Genomic DNA, 16,203 nt, shown 5'->3' on the forward strand with positions numbered 1-16,203 from the left:
GCCGTGCGGTACGACCGCGACGGCGACCAGCACTACGACGTGACCAGCGCGTTCATCAAGTCGATCCGCGGATCCGACGTCGACGCCGCGGTGCACTACCTCGCCCGGATGATCGCCGCAGGCGAGGATCCCCGCTTCATCGCCAGGCGGCTGATGATCCACGCTAGCGAAGACATCGGGATGGCCGATCCGATGGCGTTGCAGACCGCCGTCGCCGCGGCGCAGGTGGTGGCTCTCGTGGGGATGCCGGAGGCAAAGCTGGCGCTCACGCAGGCGACCATCCACCTCGCGACCGCCCCGAAGTCCGCGGGTGTGGTCAGCGCTATCGGCGCTGCGCTCGCCGACGTCGAAGCAGGCAAAGCCGGCGCCGTGCCGCCCGGACTACGCGACGCGCACTACAGCGGCGCCAAGAAGTTGGGCAGCGGCGTCGGATATCAGTACCCCCACAACGATCCTGACGGTGTTGTGCCGCAACAGTATCCACCCGATGAGCTCGTCGGCGTCGACTACTACGTGCCCACCGATCACGGTTTCGAGCGCGAGATCGGGCCGCGGGTGGCCAAACTGCGATCGATCGTGCGCCGGGCGACGCGCCGGCCGAAGAAGTCGTGACGCCGCTCAGCGGTGGCGTGTAGAGAACGCCAGAGCCGTTGCTGCCGCGGCCATTGCGATGCCCACCCACACCGGCGACACCCAACCGAGCCCTGCGCCGATCGTCAGTCCGCCGAGAAACGTGCCGATCACGTTGCCCACGTTGAACGCGGCGATGTTGGCTGCCGACGCCATGGTCGGTGCGTCGCCCGCGAAGTGCATCACCCGCAGTTGCAGCGGCGGGCTGGTCGCGAACCCGACGAGGCCCATGACGAAGAGCAGGATCGCGACGGCGACCGGCACGTGTGCGAGCAGTGCGTAGGCGACGAGGGTGAGGGTCAGCAGCACGGGCAGAGTGCGCAGTGTGAGCGTGAGGTTGCGATCGGCGGCCCAGCCGCCCACGATGTTGCCGACGCACAGTCCGAGCCCGAAAACGATCAGCAGCCAGCGGTCGAAGCAGGACACGGTAGGCCGATCCGCCGCTCGACGTCGGCGCCGGTCGTGACGGGACGAGTGCAACGATCCCGACCAGTGCGACAACTCCGACGACGCTCACCATCCAGAACGCCGCCCGCCAGCCGAAGTGTTGTCCCACAACGGTTCCGAAGGGAACCCCGATCACGTTCGCCGCAGTCAAACCGGTGAACATCACCGCGATCGCGCCGGCTCTGCGGTGCGGCGCCACGAGGTCGGCAGCCAGCACTGCGCCGATACCGAAGTAGCCGCCGTGGCACATCGCGGTGACCACACGGCCGAGCAGCGCCACGTCGAATGTGGGTGCGAGGGCGGTGAGCACGTTGCCGACGATGAATAGGCACAGCAGCACCACCAGCGCGCGTTTGGGTGGTCGCCTGCTGAGGAATGCGGTGACGGTGAAGGCTCCGAAAGCGACGGCGAGAGCATATCCCCAGATCAGCGCACCAGCGGTGGGCACCGATACGCGAAGCGACTCGGCGACGTCGGAAAGCAGTCCGGAGATGATGAACTCGGTCAGGCCGATCCCGAATCCGCCGACGGCCAGTGCGGTCAGAGCCGCTCGGGCGTGTGGTGTGGCGGTGGCCTTGTCCGGGGTGGAATCTGTTGCGGCAGTTGCGGTCTCACTCATGGTGTTTCCTTCACGACGAGATGACGCGCGGTCGGGTGACCGGCGTGGGAAAAGGGGAACCGTGCGGTGCGGGCTCAGCCCGAAAGCGTCGTGCTCGCGAGCAGGCGTAGCGCGTCGGCGTGCGATGACCCTGGCGTGGCGTGCATGAGCATCAATCGATGCCCGTCTTCCTGGGGGAGATGCAGCATGTCGTAGGTGAGGTCGAGATCGCCGACGATCGGATGCCGGAAGCGCTTGGTACCGCTCGAACAGGATTCGACGGGGTGCGCCGCCCAGATCCGGGCGAAGTCGGCGCTGCGGGAAGCCAGGTCTGCGACGAGAAGGTCGATGTCGTGGATGTGCAGGGGTGCTGTGACGTATCGCAACGAGGCAACTGCCAGTCGTGCCTCGAACTCCCAGTCACGATGCAGCGCGCGGGTGGCCGGGTCGGTGAACAGCATCGACACCTTGTTCGGCGGTGTACTCGACGTCGGGGATGCAGGGTCGAGGTGACTCGCCAGCACCGCGTGACCGAGGCGATTCCAACCGGCGATGTCCTGCACAGGCGAGAGCGCGATCGCAGCGACGTCGGGCATGGCGTCGAGCAGCGTCGCGAGACCGGGACGCATTCGCACTCTGACCGGCGGCGGCGTCGCCGAGCCCGCGAGGTGATAAAGGTGTGCACGCTCGACTTCGTCGAGGCGCAGTGCGCAGGAAGTCGGCGAGTTGCTCGGCGGCCGTTGATCCGTTGGTCACGAGTCCATCGTGACCCGATCAACGGCCATGTGCCTGTCCCTGCCGGTGCCAGTCAGCCCGTCACTTGACGATGAAGACGTCCGAGCAGCTCGGCGCAGGAAGCGTCAGCAGTGGCCCCCGATTGACCGGCCGCAGCTCGATACGCACCCGGCCTGCGCCGGTGTGGACGTCGCGGAAGTCGTGAATCGAGCCGCCACTGGCACCAGTTGTGCGCTGGACGGCTCTCAACGTCCCCGAGCGATGAGTGTTCAGGTTCGTCCAGACGACCGTCATGAGGTTGTCGTATCCCCAGATGCTGAAACTCGCCGTTACCGATATGTCGACGGCGCCGCGCTGCCCGTTGCGTAGCCACTGACTGGTGCTGATGCCACCGGAGTACGTGTTGTCGATGATGTTGGGGCTGAGGGCATTGCAGCGGTTTCGGGACATCTGGTTGATCACCCCATCGGATTCGTCGTAGGTGGCTGCCGATGCCACACCGATGCCGACGGAGGTGACGACGAGCGCGACGAACAGGACGAGTGCGGAGCGGGCTACTGTGATCGGTCTCATGTCTTTGTGATCGTGAATCGCATCTGGGTCGTTAGCCTAGTGATCGTTTTGTGCTCCCGAAGACGCTCTTCAGGTGTCCTGGTGACGCGGCGGTAGGCTGGTATGTCGCAGATCGTCGGATTCGCGCGTGCCCGGGTCCCGACGGTGACGACAGACGTACACGCACCACGACCACCGAGGACGAGAACCCAGTGCAGACGCATGAGATCCGGCAGAGATTCCTGGATCACTTCATCAAGGCCGGACACACCGAGGTGCCCAGTGCCTCGCTGATCCTCGACGATCCCAACCTGCTGTTCGTCAACGCAGGCATGGTGCCGTTCAAGCCCTACTTCCTCGGTGAACAGACCCCGCCGTTCGACCGCGCCACCAGCGTGCAGAAGTGTGTCCGCACACTCGACATCGAAGAGGTCGGCATCACCACCCGCCACAACACCTTCTTCCAGATGGCGGGCAACTTCTCGTTCGGCGACTACTTCAAGCGTGAGGCCATCCGCTTTGCGTGGGATCTGCTCACCTCGTCGGTGGACGACGGCGGATACGGCATCGACCCGCAGAAGCTGTGGCCGACGGTCTACCTCGACGACGACGAGGCGTTCGCGATCTGGCGCGACGAGATCGGTGTTCCCGCAGAGCGCATCCAGCGGCGCGGGATGAAGGACAACTACTGGTCGATGGGCGTGCCCGGCCCGTGCGGCCCGTGCTCGGAGATCTTCTACGACCGTGGACCCGCCTACGGCGTCGAAGGTGGACCCGAAGCCGACGAGGATCGCTACATCGAGATCTGGAATCTCGTGTTCATGCAGAACGAGCGAGGCCCCGGCGGAGCCAAGGAGGGTTACGAGATCCTCGGCCCGCTGCCGAAGAAGAACATCGACACCGGTATGGGCGTCGAGCGTGTGGCCTGCCTGCTGCAGAACGTCGACAACGTCTACGAGACCGACTTGCTCAAGCCGCTCATCGACCTGGCGTCGGAGCTGACCGGTCGGGGCTATGGCGCGGGCAATCACGACGACGACGTGAGGTTCCGCGTCATCGCCGACCACGCCCGCACCGCGGTCATGCTCATCGGCGACGGCGTGCTCCCCGGTAACGACGGACGCGGTTACGTGCTGCGGCGACTCCTGCGGCGCGTGGTGCGCTCCATGCGGTTGCTCGGCGATGCCAAGCCGACCATGGAGATCATCGTGAACACGGTGATCGACGTCATGTCGCCGTCGTACCCCGAACTCGCCGAGCAGCGCGCCCATATCGTCACCGTCGCGGTTGGCGAGGAGACGTCGTTCGCCAAGACGCTCGAGGCCGGGTCCAAGCTGTTCGCCGACGCCGCGCAGGCCACCAAGGCGGCGCACAAGAAGACGATCAGCGGTAACGACGCGTTCACCCTGCACGACACATACGGATTCCCGATCGATCTCACGCTCGAGATGGCCGCGGAGGCAGGTCTCGACGTCGATCAGCAGGGATTCACCGAACTGATGGCGGAGCAGAAGCAGCGCGCCAAGGACGACGCGGTGGCCCGCAAGACCGGACACACCGACGCCGCGGTGTACCGCGAGTTCCTCGACCGCGGCCCCACCGAGTTCACCGGCTTCGACGAGCTGGTGTCCGAGGCACGAGTGCTCGGTCTCATCACCGACGGCACGCGCGTGCGGTCGGCGGGCCCCGGTGAACAGACCACGGTGATCCTCGACCGCACGCCGCTCTACGCGGAGTCGGGCGGTCAGATGGCCGACATCGGCACGATCACCACCAGCGACGGCACCCGACTCACCGTCAGCGACGTGCAGAAGGTCGGCAAATCGGTGTGGCTGCACAAGGCCACCGTCGACGCAGGCGAGATCCACGACGGCGACGAGGTGATCGCTTCTGTCGATCAGTCGTGGAGACACGGTGCGACACAAGGACATTCGGGTACGCACATGGTCCATGCCGCGCTGCGCGAGGTACTCGGCCCCAGCGCGACACAGGCCGGATCGCTCAACCGGCCCGGCTACCTGCGCTTCGACTTCCACTCCGGCTCGGCGTTGAGTGAGGATCAGCGGCAGCAGATCGAGGAGATCTCGAACGCCGCCGTCGAGTCCAATTACCCGGTGCACACGTTCGAGACCGGCCTGAGCGAGGCGAAGGCGATGGGCGCGATGGCGCTCTTCGGCGAGAACTACGGCGATGTGGTGCGCGTCGTCGAGATCGGCGGGCCCTTCTCGATGGAGCTCTGCGGCGGAACGCATGTGGCGTCGTCGGCGCAGATCGGACCGGTCACGTTGATCGGCGAATCCTCCGTCGGATCAGGCGTGCGGCGCGTCGAGGCGTACGTCGGAATGGACTCGTTCCGCTACCTGTCCAAGGAACGTGCGTTGCTCGCGGGACTGGCGTCGTCGCTCAAGGTGCCCTCCGCCGAGGTTCCGGGCCGCGTCGAGCAACTCGTCACCCGCCTGCGTGATGCGGAGAAGCAGCTCGAGAAGGTGCGTGCCGACGCTGCTCGCTCGGCGGCAGGCGACCTGCTCGATTCCGCCGACACCGTCGGATCGACGCTCGTGGTCGGCGGGGTGGTCCCGGGAGTCGGGGCCAACGACCTTCGCGGTATCGCGACCGATCTCCGAGGCCGCGTCGGTGACCGACAAGCCGTGATCGCGTTGTTCTCGACGACCGGTGAGGGCGACGACACCAAGGTTCCGTTCGTCATCGCCACCACGGATACCGCGCGGGGCGCCGGCATCAAAGCGGGCGACCTGGTCAAGGAGATCGCGCCACTCGTGGGTGGACGCGGCGGTGGCAAACCCGACCTCGCGCAGGGATCGGGCACCGACGCCGCGGGGATCGACGCCGCGCGGACCCGCATCCGGGAGATCGTCGGCCGATGAGTCTGACTCGGGGGCGTCGTCTCGGCGTCGACGTGGGGAGCGTGCGGATCGGGGTGGCCGTGAGCGATCCCGACGGCATCCTCGCGACACCTGTGGAGACGGTCGCGGGAGCCGACGTCGACGCCGCGGTGGCGCGACTACGCGCACTGGTCGAGGAGTACGACGCCGTCGAGGTGATCGTCGGGCTGCCCAAGACGCTGCGCAATACGGACGGTCCGGCAGCCGATAAGGCACGCGCCTTCGGGACCCGACTCGCCGAAGGACTTGAAGGGATGTCAGTAGTGTTTTCTGACGAGCGACTCACCACCGTAGCTGCGCAGCAGGCGCTACACGCCAGTGGACGCAGCGTGAAGGCGTCGCGCGGGGTGATTGATCAGGCGGCTGCGGTCGCTATTCTTCAGGGGTGGCTGGATTCGCGACGATGAGTGGTTCAACGCTGTCCACGGACCATCTCGCCATGCGAGTTGTCAGATATGAGGGAGGAGACGTTCGGTGACCGACGAACCGCATCGGAATCGTCATCGTGAACTCTCTGATCATCCTACCGAAGGACTGGATCTCGAGCGACTCCGGTACTTCACACAACCGGCCGACGGCAAGCCGCACAACCGGCATCGGCGTCGACGCACCGGCACCACGGGACAGATACCGGTAGTCCGCACCGACACTCCCAGGCCCCAACGTCCGCGCACCGACGGCGCGCAGTCGCCACAGCCGGCGCGAGACGTTCCGCAGGGTCGTGTCGCGCGCCCGGCGCAGGGTGCGCCAGAGGCTCCCGCTACCCGGCCCCAGCCGACCGATCGGCCCGTTCGCCGACCGGAACCGTCTGCGGACGGCGAGTCGGTGGATACCTTCCACATGGCCACACCGCGTCGCGCCCGCCCGCAACGCATCTCGCCGACGCCGCCCGTCGACCATCAACTCGATACAACCCGGGTCGACCCGGCGCCGGTTGAGACGACGCCGGCCGACGCCCCGGTGACGTCGCGGACGACAGTCTCACCAGAGGCTCACGGGGCCCACGACTACCAGGGGGCCCATGACTACCAGGATGCGCACGACTACCAGAGCGCCCCTGTCGCACTCGAGTCGATCGAGCCCGACGAGTCGTACGACTCGATCGACCACGACCAACCGATCTCGCCGACGCGCAGGGGGAGGGGCCGCACACGCACTCCCGAATCGCGACGCAGACGACGCAAGCGACGAACCGTGCTCGCAGCGGTCATCGCCATCATGCTGATCGCGGTTGTCGGTGTCGGCTACTACGGGTTGCGTGCGGCGGGCTTGCTGGACTCGCGCAAGGACTACACGAACGCTGCGGGCACCGGCGACGTGATCGTCGACATTCCGCAGAACTCGACGTTGAAGGATTTCGGGCGAATCCTCGCAGACGACAACGTCGTCGGCAGTCAGCGTGCATTCATCAATGCCGCTGACGGACAGGCGATTTCGGGCGGCTACTACAAACTACGCACCGAGATCCCCGCGTCGACAGCCGTGCAGATGCTCACCGACGGGACCACGCACCGGGTCGGTCGAGTCGTGGTTCCGGAGGGTCTGCAGCTCGACACGAAAAAGGGCATAGACGGCAAGACGACGCCGGGCATCTTCCAGAAGATCTCCGACGCCACGTCCGTCACCGTCAACGGACAGAAGATCGGCGTGTCGGTCGACGACCTGCAGAAGGCGGCAGCAGACACCCCCGCGCAGCAACTCGGCGTACCCGACTGGGCGGTCGCCGACGTCGAGAAGCTCAATGGCGATCACCGCCGGATCGAGGGACTGATAGCTCCGGGTACCTGGGAGACGATCGACCCGCATATGTCGGCGACGCAGATCCTGCAGCAGTTGATCTCGCAGAGCGGGCAGCGTTTCGCGCAGTGGGGTTTGAATTCAGAGGGTTCCAACGACTCGGGTCTGACGCCGTATCAGACCTTGGTGTCGGCGTCCGTTGTCGAACGCGAGGTCACCAAGCCGGACGACTACGCCAAGGTCGCGCGGGTGATTCTCAATCGTCTCGACAAGGACCAGCGCCTCGAGATGGATTCGACCGCCAACTACACCGCGACGGTGACAAACATCGACCTCGACGGTGAAGCATACAAGTCCGACAATGCGTGGAACACCTATCAGATGAAGGGGCTCCCGGCTACGCCGATCGGTGCGGTCGGCGAGCGTGCGCTGGAGGCGACCGAACGTCCGGAGAGCGGCAACTGGCTGTACTTCGTCACCGTCGACCGCGAGGGTACGACGCTGTTCGCCGACACCTTCGACGAGCACAAACGCAACCGCGAGAAGGCGTGCGACAACAAGCTCCTGACCACCGGGTGTAGTTGAGTCGATGGATCTGACACCTCCGCCACGGCACGCTCCCGTCGGTGGCACCGCGGGCCGCCGTGCCGCGGTCCTCGGCTCGCCGGTCTCGCATTCGCGCTCACCCGACCTGCATCTCGCGGCGTACCGTGCCCTGGGATTGGATGACTGGACCTACGAGCGGATCGAGTGCGACGAGCGTCGGCTTTCCGAACTGGTGGGCGCGCTCTCGCCCGAATGGGTAGGCCTGTCGGTCACCATGCCCGGTAAGCGTGTCGCACTCGAGGTCGCAGACGAACGCACCGAGCGGGCAGTCCTCGTGGGTTCGGCAAACACCCTGGTGCGCACCGAAAACGGCTGGCGCGCCGACTGTACCGACATCGACGGCATGATCGGTGCCCTGCGGGAGGTCGACGTCGCGGTGGCCGGGCGTCCGCACGCCGTTCTCGTGGGGGCGGGTGGAACCGCGCTGCCGAGCGTGGCCGCGCTCGCGGAGGCCGGTTTCGCTGAATTGACGGTGGTCGCGCGCGACGAGGGACGCGCGTCCGACGTGGTCGACCTCGCGCGGCGACTCGATCTCGACGTGCGCTTCCTTCCGTTCCGTCCGTCGCGAGAACTCCTTCAGGCGAGCGCCGACGCCGGCGTCGTCGTTTCGACGGTCCCCGCCGCGGCGGTCGAGCCGATCATCGACTCGTTCACGCACACGCGCGCGCTCGTCGACGTGATCTACAACCCGTGGCCGACGCCGCTCGCGAACTCCGTGTCGGCCAGCGGAGGGCGCGTTGTCGGGGGTTTGGTGATGTTGCTCAACCAGGCGTACAGCCAGGTGGAGCAGTTCACGGGACGTGTCGCACCGCGTGAGGCGATGGCCGCCGCGCTCGACTGATCCCTCCACACTCACAGCCCGATCCACAGGTGCGCCGCGCCTATCGGCGGCGGCGCGTCGGATTGCGACTCGTCGTCGAGACTGTCGTGCATGGAACCCGTTGGCTGCCTGGTCGCGCTGTGGCTGGCCGCGCTCGCCGACATCGACCGTCGTACCTCGCGGTTGCCGACCGTTCTGCTGTGGCCCGGTTGCGTCGCAGTCGGGGTCTCGTCGTGCGTACGACCGTGCATTGCGCTCGCCGCGGTCGCTGCCGCGGGTCCGTACCTCGTTGGGTGGCTCACCGGTCTCTGCGGTGGTGGCGACGTCAAGTTGGCGTTCGCGCTCGGCGGCACGCTCGCCGACCCGGCGTCGGCATTGCTGATGGTGCTCTTCGCTCAGGTACTCGGGCTGCTGATGCGACGAGGGCGGCAGCGCTGGCCACACGGGCCGCCGATGATCGCCTCGGGCGCGATGCTGCTCGTCGCAGGCTCGGGATGAGAAGACGTGGGATGGCAAGACGTGGTTGGGGTGTCGCCGCCGTCACATGGAACAATTGATCCTTGTGTTGCGCTGGATAACCGCCGGAGAGTCTCATGGCCCGGCCCTTGTTGCCATTGTCGAAGGCATGGTCGCCGGGGTGGAGATCACCTCGACCGACATCGCCGAACAACTCGCACGCCGCAGGCTCGGCTACGGGCGTGGTGCGCGCATGAAGTTCGAGGCCGACAAGGTGAGCGTGCTCGGGGGTGTGCGACATGGGCTGACCCTCGGTGGGCCGGTCGCGATCGAGATCGCCAACAGCGAGTGGCCCAAGTGGGAGACCGTGATGGCGGCCGATCCCGTCGACCCCGCTGAACTCGAGGGCAGCGCGCGTAACGCCGCGCTGACCCGCCCCCGGCCAGGGCATGCCGATTACTCCGGCATGCTCAAGTACGGATTCGACGACGCTCGTCCGGTGCTCGAACGTGCGAGCGCCCGCGAAACCGCCGCGCGCGTCGCGGCGGGCACCGTCGCGCGCAACTTCCTACGTCAGGTGTTCGGGATCGAGGTGATCTCGCACGTGATCTCGATCGGAGGCAGCACTCCGTATGTCGGTCCGCCACCGACGATCTCCGACCTCGCCGCGATAGACGAGAGCCCGGTGCGTGCGTTCGACAAGGCTGCCGAGGAATCGATGATCGCCGAGATCGAGACCGCGAAGAAGGAAGGCGACACGCTCGGCGGCGTCGTCGAGATCGTCGCGACCGGTGTTCCGGTCGGGCTCGGTTCGCATGTCAGCGGCGAGACCCGACTCGATTCGCGCCTGGCGGGCGCGCTCATGGGTATCCAGGCGATCAAGGGCGTCGAGGTCGGCGACGGCTTCGAGACCGCACGTCGTCGTGGCAGCGCCGCGCACGACGAGATAGTTCCCGGACCCGACGGCGTACTCCGGTCCACCAACCGTGCGGGTGGCCTCGAGGGCGGCATGACGAACGGTGAGGACATCCGTGTCCGTGTCGCCATGAAGCCGATCTCGACGGTGCCGCGCGCACTCTCGACGATCGACATGGCGACCGGTGAGCAGGCGCAGGCCATCCATCAGCGTTCCGACGTCGTCGCCGTGCCCGCTGCGGGCGTCGTCGCCGAGTCGATGGTGGCACTCGTCGTCGCACAGGCTGCCCTGGAGAAATTCGGTGGCGATTCGGCGACCGAGACCTCCGACAATCTGGCCGGGTACCTCAAGCGCATCGCGCAGCGCGGAGCGCGGTCGTGAACACACCTGCGGCAGCGGGCGTGACATCGACGAGTAAACCGGCCGCTGTGCTCGTCGGGTTCATGGGTGCGGGGAAATCGACCGTCGGTAGGTTGCTCGCCGACAGGCTCGGGGTCGACTTCATCGATACCGATCACGAGATCGTCCGCCGAACCGGGCGGTCCATTCCCGACATCTTCGTCGCCGATGGTCCCGAGAAGTTCAGGGAACTCGAAGCGGAGGTCGTCGCCGACGTGCTCGCAACGCACAGCGGGATCGTCGCGCTCGGCGGTGGCGCTGTCACCACGGCGGACGTGCGCACGGCTCTTGATTCGCATCGTGTCTTCTACCTGCGCGTCAGTGCGGAGTCGGGATTCGCCCGGGTGCGCGAGTCCGATCGCCCGCTACTGGCCTCCGACGATCCGGCGGAGCGCTACCGATCGTTGCTCGCCGAACGCGAAGAAACCTATACGGCGGTCGCGCGCGTCGAAGTCGACGCGCATGGCGACCCCGATGTCGTCGCAGATCTGATCATTCTGGCGCTGGCCGACGAACTCACATCAGGGAGAACCTCATGACCGAGCCGATCTCCATCCGGGTCAACGGGGCGTCGCCGTACGACGTCGTCATCGGGCGCGGGCTGCTCGACGAGGTCGCGCAGGCCGCCGTCGGCGCCGACAGGATCGCCGTGCTGTACCAGCCGACGCTCGCGCAGACGGCAGAGCAGGTACGAGAGTTCTTGGCGGACAAGGGATTCGACGCGCATCGCGTGGAGATTCCTGATGCGGAGGCCGGTAAGGATCTGTCGGTTGCCGCATTCTGCTGGGATGTCTTCGGGCGTATCGGACTCAAGCGCAACGACAAGGTCATCGCGCTCGGCGGGGGAGCGGCAACCGATCTCGCCGGGTTCGTCGCGGCCACCTGGATGCGCGGGATCGGTGTCATCCACATTCCTACGACGCTGCTCGCCATGGTCGACGCCGCAGTCGGCGGCAAGACCGGCATCAACACCGACGCCGGCAAGAATCTCGTCGGCTCGTTCCACGAACCCGACGCCGTGCTCATCGACATCGCCACGTTGGAGACGGTGCCGCGCAACGAGATCATCGCGGGTCTGGCCGAGGTCATCAAGACCGGATTCATCGCCGATCCCACCATCCTCGACATCATCGAGGCTGATCCCGCCGCCGCCACGGACCCGACCGGTCCGGTGCTGCCGGAGCTGATCCGACGTTCGGTCCAGGTCAAGGCCGACGTCGTCTCCGCCGACCTCAAGGAATCGTCACTGCGCGAGATCTTGAATTACGGACACACGATGGGGCATGCGATCGAGCGTCGTGAACGCTACCGGTGGCGCCACGGTGCCGCCGTGGCCGTCGGATTGGTCTATGCGGCCGAATTGGCGCGGCTCGCAGGACGACTCGACGACGAGACGGCCGACCGGCATCGGAGCATCCTCGAACTTGTCGGCTTGCCGACCACCTATGACGCCGACGCGTTTCCCGATCTGTTGGAGGGGATGTCGGGCGACAAGAAGAACCGTTCGGGCGTTCTGCGGTTCGTCGTACTCGACGGACTGGCCAAGCCGGGCAGGCTCGAGGGCCCCGATCCCGGCCTGCTTGTCGCGGCCTATTCGGCTATCGCCTCCGAGCGTCCGACCGCAGGCACCACGCTGCTCTGATCAGGCCGGTACCGCTCTGATCAGGCGGGGTCGGCGCCCGATTTCGCGACCGTGCGGTCGTCGGTGCGTTCGATGACGGCTGTGTCGCCGTCGCGGGAGTCGTCGACCCGGTTGGATTCGTCGTCGAGACGTCGCTGTTCCTTGCGTTGGTCGCGGCGGGTGAGCCAGCGGCCCAGGGACGCCCCGATGAACGCAGGGAAGAAGATGAGAAGCGCGATGAACGAGCCACCTGCGATGATCTCGATGAAGAAGCTCGATTCGCTGATGCCCTGAACACCGATGGTGCCGAGGATCCAGCAGATCAGGCACGACACGAGGCCAGCGAAGACGCCTGCCTTGAGCCAGCGGATCGTGAGGTCGTCGTAGTCGTCGGGATCCGGATGCGCCCGGGCGTCGCGGATGCCGTCGAACCCACCCCAGACCAGCGCGATGAAGACAACGGCTGCGACCGCGATGGTCCTCCATGCCGTCGAGTGCAGTGGCGACTGCACCACGGCGATGCCGAGCAAGACACGAGCGACGACGTGGACCGCGGTCATGACGACACCGCGCAGCAACCAGGACACCATGGCCGACAGCATACTCATGGGTGACGTGATCTCGAACACGCGGGAGTGGGGTGGCGTCACTCGCCACCCCACTCCCGCGTCGGGGTTCAGTGCGATGTCAGGCTGCGAGCGCTGTGGCGCTGCGGGTCGTCACCGTCACCGGTGCGAATCCGAGGTCCTCGGTCGCGACATCCTTGGTCTCCCGCGCGGTGAGGGCCGCCGCGGCCGCGATCAGGCAGATCGTCGCGGTGAAGATGCTGATCACCACCCAGCCGTCGTCTCCGACGCCTCCCAGCGCGGTCACGATCGACGGTGCGAAGCCCGCCATGAGGAATCCGAGCTGGGTACCGATCGCGAGGCCGGAGAACCGGACCCGGGTGGAGAACATCTCGCCGTAGAACGCGGGCCACACGGCGTTGGCCGCTGCATAGCCGAACGAGAAGGTGAGCACGGCGAGCACGAAGGTCAGCAGGTGATTGCTCTGACTCATGGAGAGCATGTAGAAGGGCATCAGGACGGCCGAGGCGAGTGCGCCATAGATGAAGACGGGCTTGCGTCCGATGCGGTCGGCAAGTGCGCCGAACAGCGGCTGGGTGATCAGCGCGCCGATATTGGCGACGACCACGAGCCAGAGGGTGAGTCCGGCGTCGAGCCCGACATGCTTGCCGTAGGCGAGAGCGAGATTGGCGAAGACCGTCGAGACCGCGGCGATGAAGGCGCACAACACAACCCGTGTGACATCGCGCCAATGGTCACGCATCAGGGGCACCAAAGGCAGGCGTGCGATCTCGCCGGATTCGCGAGCCTCGGTGAATTGCGGGGTCTCGTGCAGTCGACGTCGGATGAAGAATGCGACGAGAACGACGACGGCCGACAGCCAGAACGGAATGCGCCAGCCCCACGAATACTTCGCGTCGTCGGGAAGTGCCATGAAGGGGATCAGGACGAGCGAGGCCAGGATGAGTCCGCCCTGGGTTCCCGTCAGCGTCCACGAGGTGAAGAACGCACGGCGGTGGTCGGGTGCGTGCTCGAGTGCGAGCGAACTGGCGCCTGCCTGTTCACCGGCGGCTGAGAATCCTTGGAGGAGACGGCAGATCACGAGCAGTACGGGAGCCAGCCAGCCGATCTGATCGAAGGTCGGCAGGCAACCGATGACGAACGTCGACAGCCCCATCAGCACGAGCGTGAACATCAGTACCCGCTGGCGACCGATGCGATCACCGAAGTGGCCGAGGATCAACGCTCCGATCGGGCGTGCGATGTAGGCGACACCGAACGTGGCAAATGACATCACCAGTGCCGCGTTGTCGTCGGATGGGAAGAAGACGTGCGGGAAGATCAGTGCTGCCGCGGAGCCGAATAGGAAGAAGTCGTAGTACTCGACGGCACTGCCCATGAACCCCGCGAGTGCGGCGTGTCGTGGTGTGCGTTTCCCGACGGCTCCGGTGCCGTCGGATTCGGTTGTGGTCATTGGGTGCTCCTCTGGTGCGATTGTGCCTGGTGGCAGGCGGTTCAGGACGCGTTTGCGACGAGTTGGCGGAAGTGGCGGGTCATCCGATCGGCATCCGGGTGCAGCCCGGTGATCAGCGCGAATGCGTCGACGGCCTGGTAGACGGCCATGTGGCCTCCGTCGAGGGTCGGTGCGCCCGCTGCGCGCGCGGCCTGCAGCAGCGCGGTGTCGAGGGGGCGATAGACGATGTCGGCCACCCAGAGGTCAGGCCGGAGCAGTGAGGCGTCGAACGCGATGCCGGGATGTTCGGCCATGCCGGTTGGTGTCGCGTGGACGACGCCGGAACTCTCCGGAAGCAGTGCGGGGAGCTTGTCGAACGCCGCGGCGTCGACACGTGGCAGTGGGTGGCGGGTGGCCAGGTCGTGTGCGAGGGCTCCGGCGCGGTCGACGTCGAGGTCGACGACGGTGAGATGGGCGGCACCGAGCCGCAACAGCGCATCCGCGACCGCCGTTCCCGCGCCGCCCGCGCCGACCAGCACGACGTCGGCGAGGTCGGCGTCGGGCAGCCCCTCGGTGAAGCCGTGTGCGAATCCCGTTGTGTCGGTGTTGTATCCGACGTCGCCGTCGTCGGTGAACAGAACCGTGTTCACCGCGCCGAGCGTGGCCGCGACGGGATCGACATGGTCGAGGTGCGCCATGACCAACTGCTTGCACGGGTGGGTGGCGTTGACGGCGTCGAATCCGAGCGCGCGCGCCCAGGACAGCACCTCGCCGATGCGGTCGGGGGAGATGCCCGCCGCGGTGAGGTCGATCGGGCGGTAGCTGTAGTCGAGGCCGAACGCGCGGCCCTCGGCCATGTGCATCGCCGGGGTCAACGACGGCCCGACGCCGGTGCCGATGAGTCCGACCAGATAGCTGGTCTCGGAAGTGTTCATGAGCTGTCTCCGTAATGTACGAACTAGTACGTTCGCAATCGAGTAGAGCACTGTGCTCCGCGTCTCGTCAACAGTTTCGTGTGATTGGAATCGCACAAGAAGACGCAGAGACTCCCGTTGGGGCCTCAGTCGCGGGGTGTGTTCAGGCGGTGGTGGTGAGCCACCCGACGACGACGTCGCCGATCATTCTGCGCAGGTGAGCGCGGTTCGACGTCTCGGTCAGATCGAGGTCGAAGAGGTAGCCGAAGGTGTAGCGATTGGCCACCTGGAACACGCAGTACGAGCTGATCACCAGGTGGACGTCGAGCGCGCTGACGTCGGTTCGGAACAAGCCGGCCGTCCGACCGTCGGCGAGGATGTCGTCGAGGAGCGACGTCGCGGGGGCGCTCAACTGGGGGAGGTCGGTGAGTCGTCGGATGAAGTCACCGCGATGGATGTTCTCGATCGAGACCAGACGGATGAAGTCGTCGTTGTCGATGTGGTGGTCGAAGGTGACCTCGGCGAGTCGTCGGATCGCCTCGATCGGATCGGCGTGGTCGACGCGCAGCTTCTGTTCCGCCTGACGGATTCCGCGGTACGCCCGGTCCAGAACTGCCAGGTAGAGGCCCTCTTTACCGCCGAAGTAGTAGTAGATCATGCGCTTGGTGGTGCGCGTGCGTTCGGCGATCTCGTCGACTCTGGCGCCCGAATATCCCGATTCGGCGAAGACCTCGGTGGCAACGTCGAGCAGTTCTGCACGCGTGCGCTCGGGATCGCGCTGGAGTTCGGATTTCGGCTTGGCGGCCACGATGGGAGCTTACTTGCGAGGCATCTGGCCACGGCGAACCAT

General features: G+C 66.2%; 15 protein-coding genes and 2 pseudogenes. 9 read left to right on the forward strand and 8 right to left on the reverse strand.

Annotated features, from left to right (window positions below):
- Positions 1–612: pseudogene (locus B3T59_RS13645) on the forward strand (replication-associated recombination protein A); the annotation flags it as partial.
- Positions 613–618: 6 nt separating this feature from the next.
- On the opposite strand, the gene B3T59_RS13650 reads toward B3T59_RS13645, so the two are convergent.
- From B3T59_RS13650 to B3T59_RS13665, 4 genes and pseudogenes are all read right to left on the reverse strand, one after another.
- Positions 619–1,056, reverse strand: a complete 438-nt coding sequence (locus B3T59_RS13650; RefSeq protein ID WP_251721262.1) for an MFS transporter — start codon at positions 1,054–1,056, stop codon at positions 619–621.
- Positions 1,057–1,099: 43 nt separating this feature from the next.
- Positions 1,100–1,696: pseudogene (locus B3T59_RS13655) on the reverse strand (MFS transporter); the annotation flags it as partial.
- A gap of 74 nt (positions 1,697–1,770) precedes the next feature.
- Positions 1,771–2,304, reverse strand: coding sequence for an XRE family transcriptional regulator (locus B3T59_RS13660; protein ID WP_251721264.1), 534 nt, complete (start codon positions 2,302–2,304; stop codon positions 1,771–1,773).
- 187 nt (positions 2,305–2,491) lie between these two features.
- Positions 2,492–2,983: a hypothetical protein gene (locus B3T59_RS13665; RefSeq protein WP_251721266.1), complete on the reverse strand. Its 492-nt coding sequence runs from the start codon at positions 2,981–2,983 to the stop codon at positions 2,492–2,494.
- A 191-nt stretch (positions 2,984–3,174) separates the two neighbouring features.
- On the opposite strand from B3T59_RS13665, the gene alaS reads away from it, so the two are divergent.
- The 8 genes from alaS (at position 3,175) to aroB (ending at position 12,441) form a co-directional block, all read left to right on the forward strand.
- Positions 3,175–5,847 carry an alanine--tRNA ligase gene (gene alaS, locus B3T59_RS13670; RefSeq protein ID WP_287003820.1) on the forward strand — a complete coding sequence of 891 codons (2,673 nt, stop codon included), beginning with the start codon at positions 3,175–3,177 and terminating at the stop codon, positions 5,845–5,847.
- Positions 5,844–6,272, forward strand: coding sequence for a Holliday junction resolvase RuvX (ruvX, locus tag B3T59_RS13675; RefSeq protein ID WP_287003821.1), 429 nt, complete (start codon positions 5,844–5,846; stop codon positions 6,270–6,272). Before alaS ends, ruvX begins: the two co-directional genes overlap by 4 nt.
- 433 nt (positions 6,273–6,705) lie before the next feature.
- Positions 6,706–8,187 (forward strand): endolytic transglycosylase MltG, encoded by a 1,482-nt coding sequence (gene mltG, locus B3T59_RS13680; RefSeq protein WP_376782658.1) that lies wholly within the window; start codon positions 6,706–6,708, stop codon positions 8,185–8,187.
- 4 nt (positions 8,188–8,191) lie between these two features.
- Positions 8,192–9,049 (forward strand): shikimate dehydrogenase, encoded by an 858-nt coding sequence (locus B3T59_RS13685; RefSeq protein ID WP_251721282.1) that lies wholly within the window; start codon positions 8,192–8,194, stop codon positions 9,047–9,049.
- 90 nt (positions 9,050–9,139) lie between these two features.
- Positions 9,140–9,526, forward strand: coding sequence for a prepilin peptidase (locus B3T59_RS13690; protein WP_064905532.1), 387 nt, complete (start codon positions 9,140–9,142; stop codon positions 9,524–9,526).
- A 46-nt stretch (positions 9,527–9,572) separates the two neighbouring features.
- Positions 9,573–10,781 (forward strand): chorismate synthase, encoded by a 1,209-nt coding sequence (gene aroC / locus B3T59_RS13695; protein ID WP_287003824.1) that lies wholly within the window; start codon positions 9,573–9,575, stop codon positions 10,779–10,781.
- Between the two features lie 62 nt (positions 10,782–10,843).
- Positions 10,844–11,338, forward strand: a complete 495-nt coding sequence (locus tag B3T59_RS13700) for a shikimate kinase (protein ID WP_287003852.1) — start codon at positions 10,844–10,846, stop codon at positions 11,336–11,338.
- Positions 11,335–12,441, forward strand: coding sequence for a 3-dehydroquinate synthase (gene aroB / locus B3T59_RS13705; RefSeq protein ID WP_287003825.1), 1,107 nt, complete (start codon positions 11,335–11,337; stop codon positions 12,439–12,441). The genes B3T59_RS13700 and aroB overlap by 4 nt, the downstream gene beginning before the upstream one ends.
- Positions 12,442–12,461: 20 nt before the next feature.
- On the opposite strand, the gene B3T59_RS13710 is transcribed toward aroB, so the two are convergent.
- The 4 genes from B3T59_RS13710 to B3T59_RS13725 all read right to left on the reverse strand — a co-directional run bounded on the left by B3T59_RS13710 (position 12,462) and on the right by B3T59_RS13725 (position 16,161).
- Positions 12,462–13,010 (reverse strand): B-4DMT family transporter, encoded by a 549-nt coding sequence (locus B3T59_RS13710; protein ID WP_287003853.1) that lies wholly within the window; start codon positions 13,008–13,010, stop codon positions 12,462–12,464.
- Between the two features lie 97 nt (positions 13,011–13,107).
- Positions 13,108–14,460 (reverse strand): MFS transporter, encoded by a 1,353-nt coding sequence (locus B3T59_RS13715; protein WP_287003826.1) that lies wholly within the window; start codon positions 14,458–14,460, stop codon positions 13,108–13,110.
- A 41-nt stretch (positions 14,461–14,501) separates the two neighbouring features.
- Positions 14,502–15,374 (reverse strand): shikimate dehydrogenase, encoded by an 873-nt coding sequence (locus B3T59_RS13720; RefSeq protein ID WP_287003827.1) that lies wholly within the window; start codon positions 15,372–15,374, stop codon positions 14,502–14,504.
- Positions 15,375–15,516: 142 nt separating this feature from the next.
- A complete protein-coding gene (locus B3T59_RS13725) occupies positions 15,517–16,161 on the reverse strand; it encodes a TetR/AcrR family transcriptional regulator (RefSeq protein ID WP_005202670.1) in 645 nt (214 codons plus the stop codon).
- Positions 16,162–16,203 lie beyond the last annotated feature (42 nt).

The sequence above is a fragment of the Gordonia sp. UBA7860 genome (assembly GCF_002500165.1).
Classification (GTDB): domain Bacteria; phylum Actinomycetota; class Actinomycetes; order Mycobacteriales; family Mycobacteriaceae; genus Gordonia; species Gordonia sputi.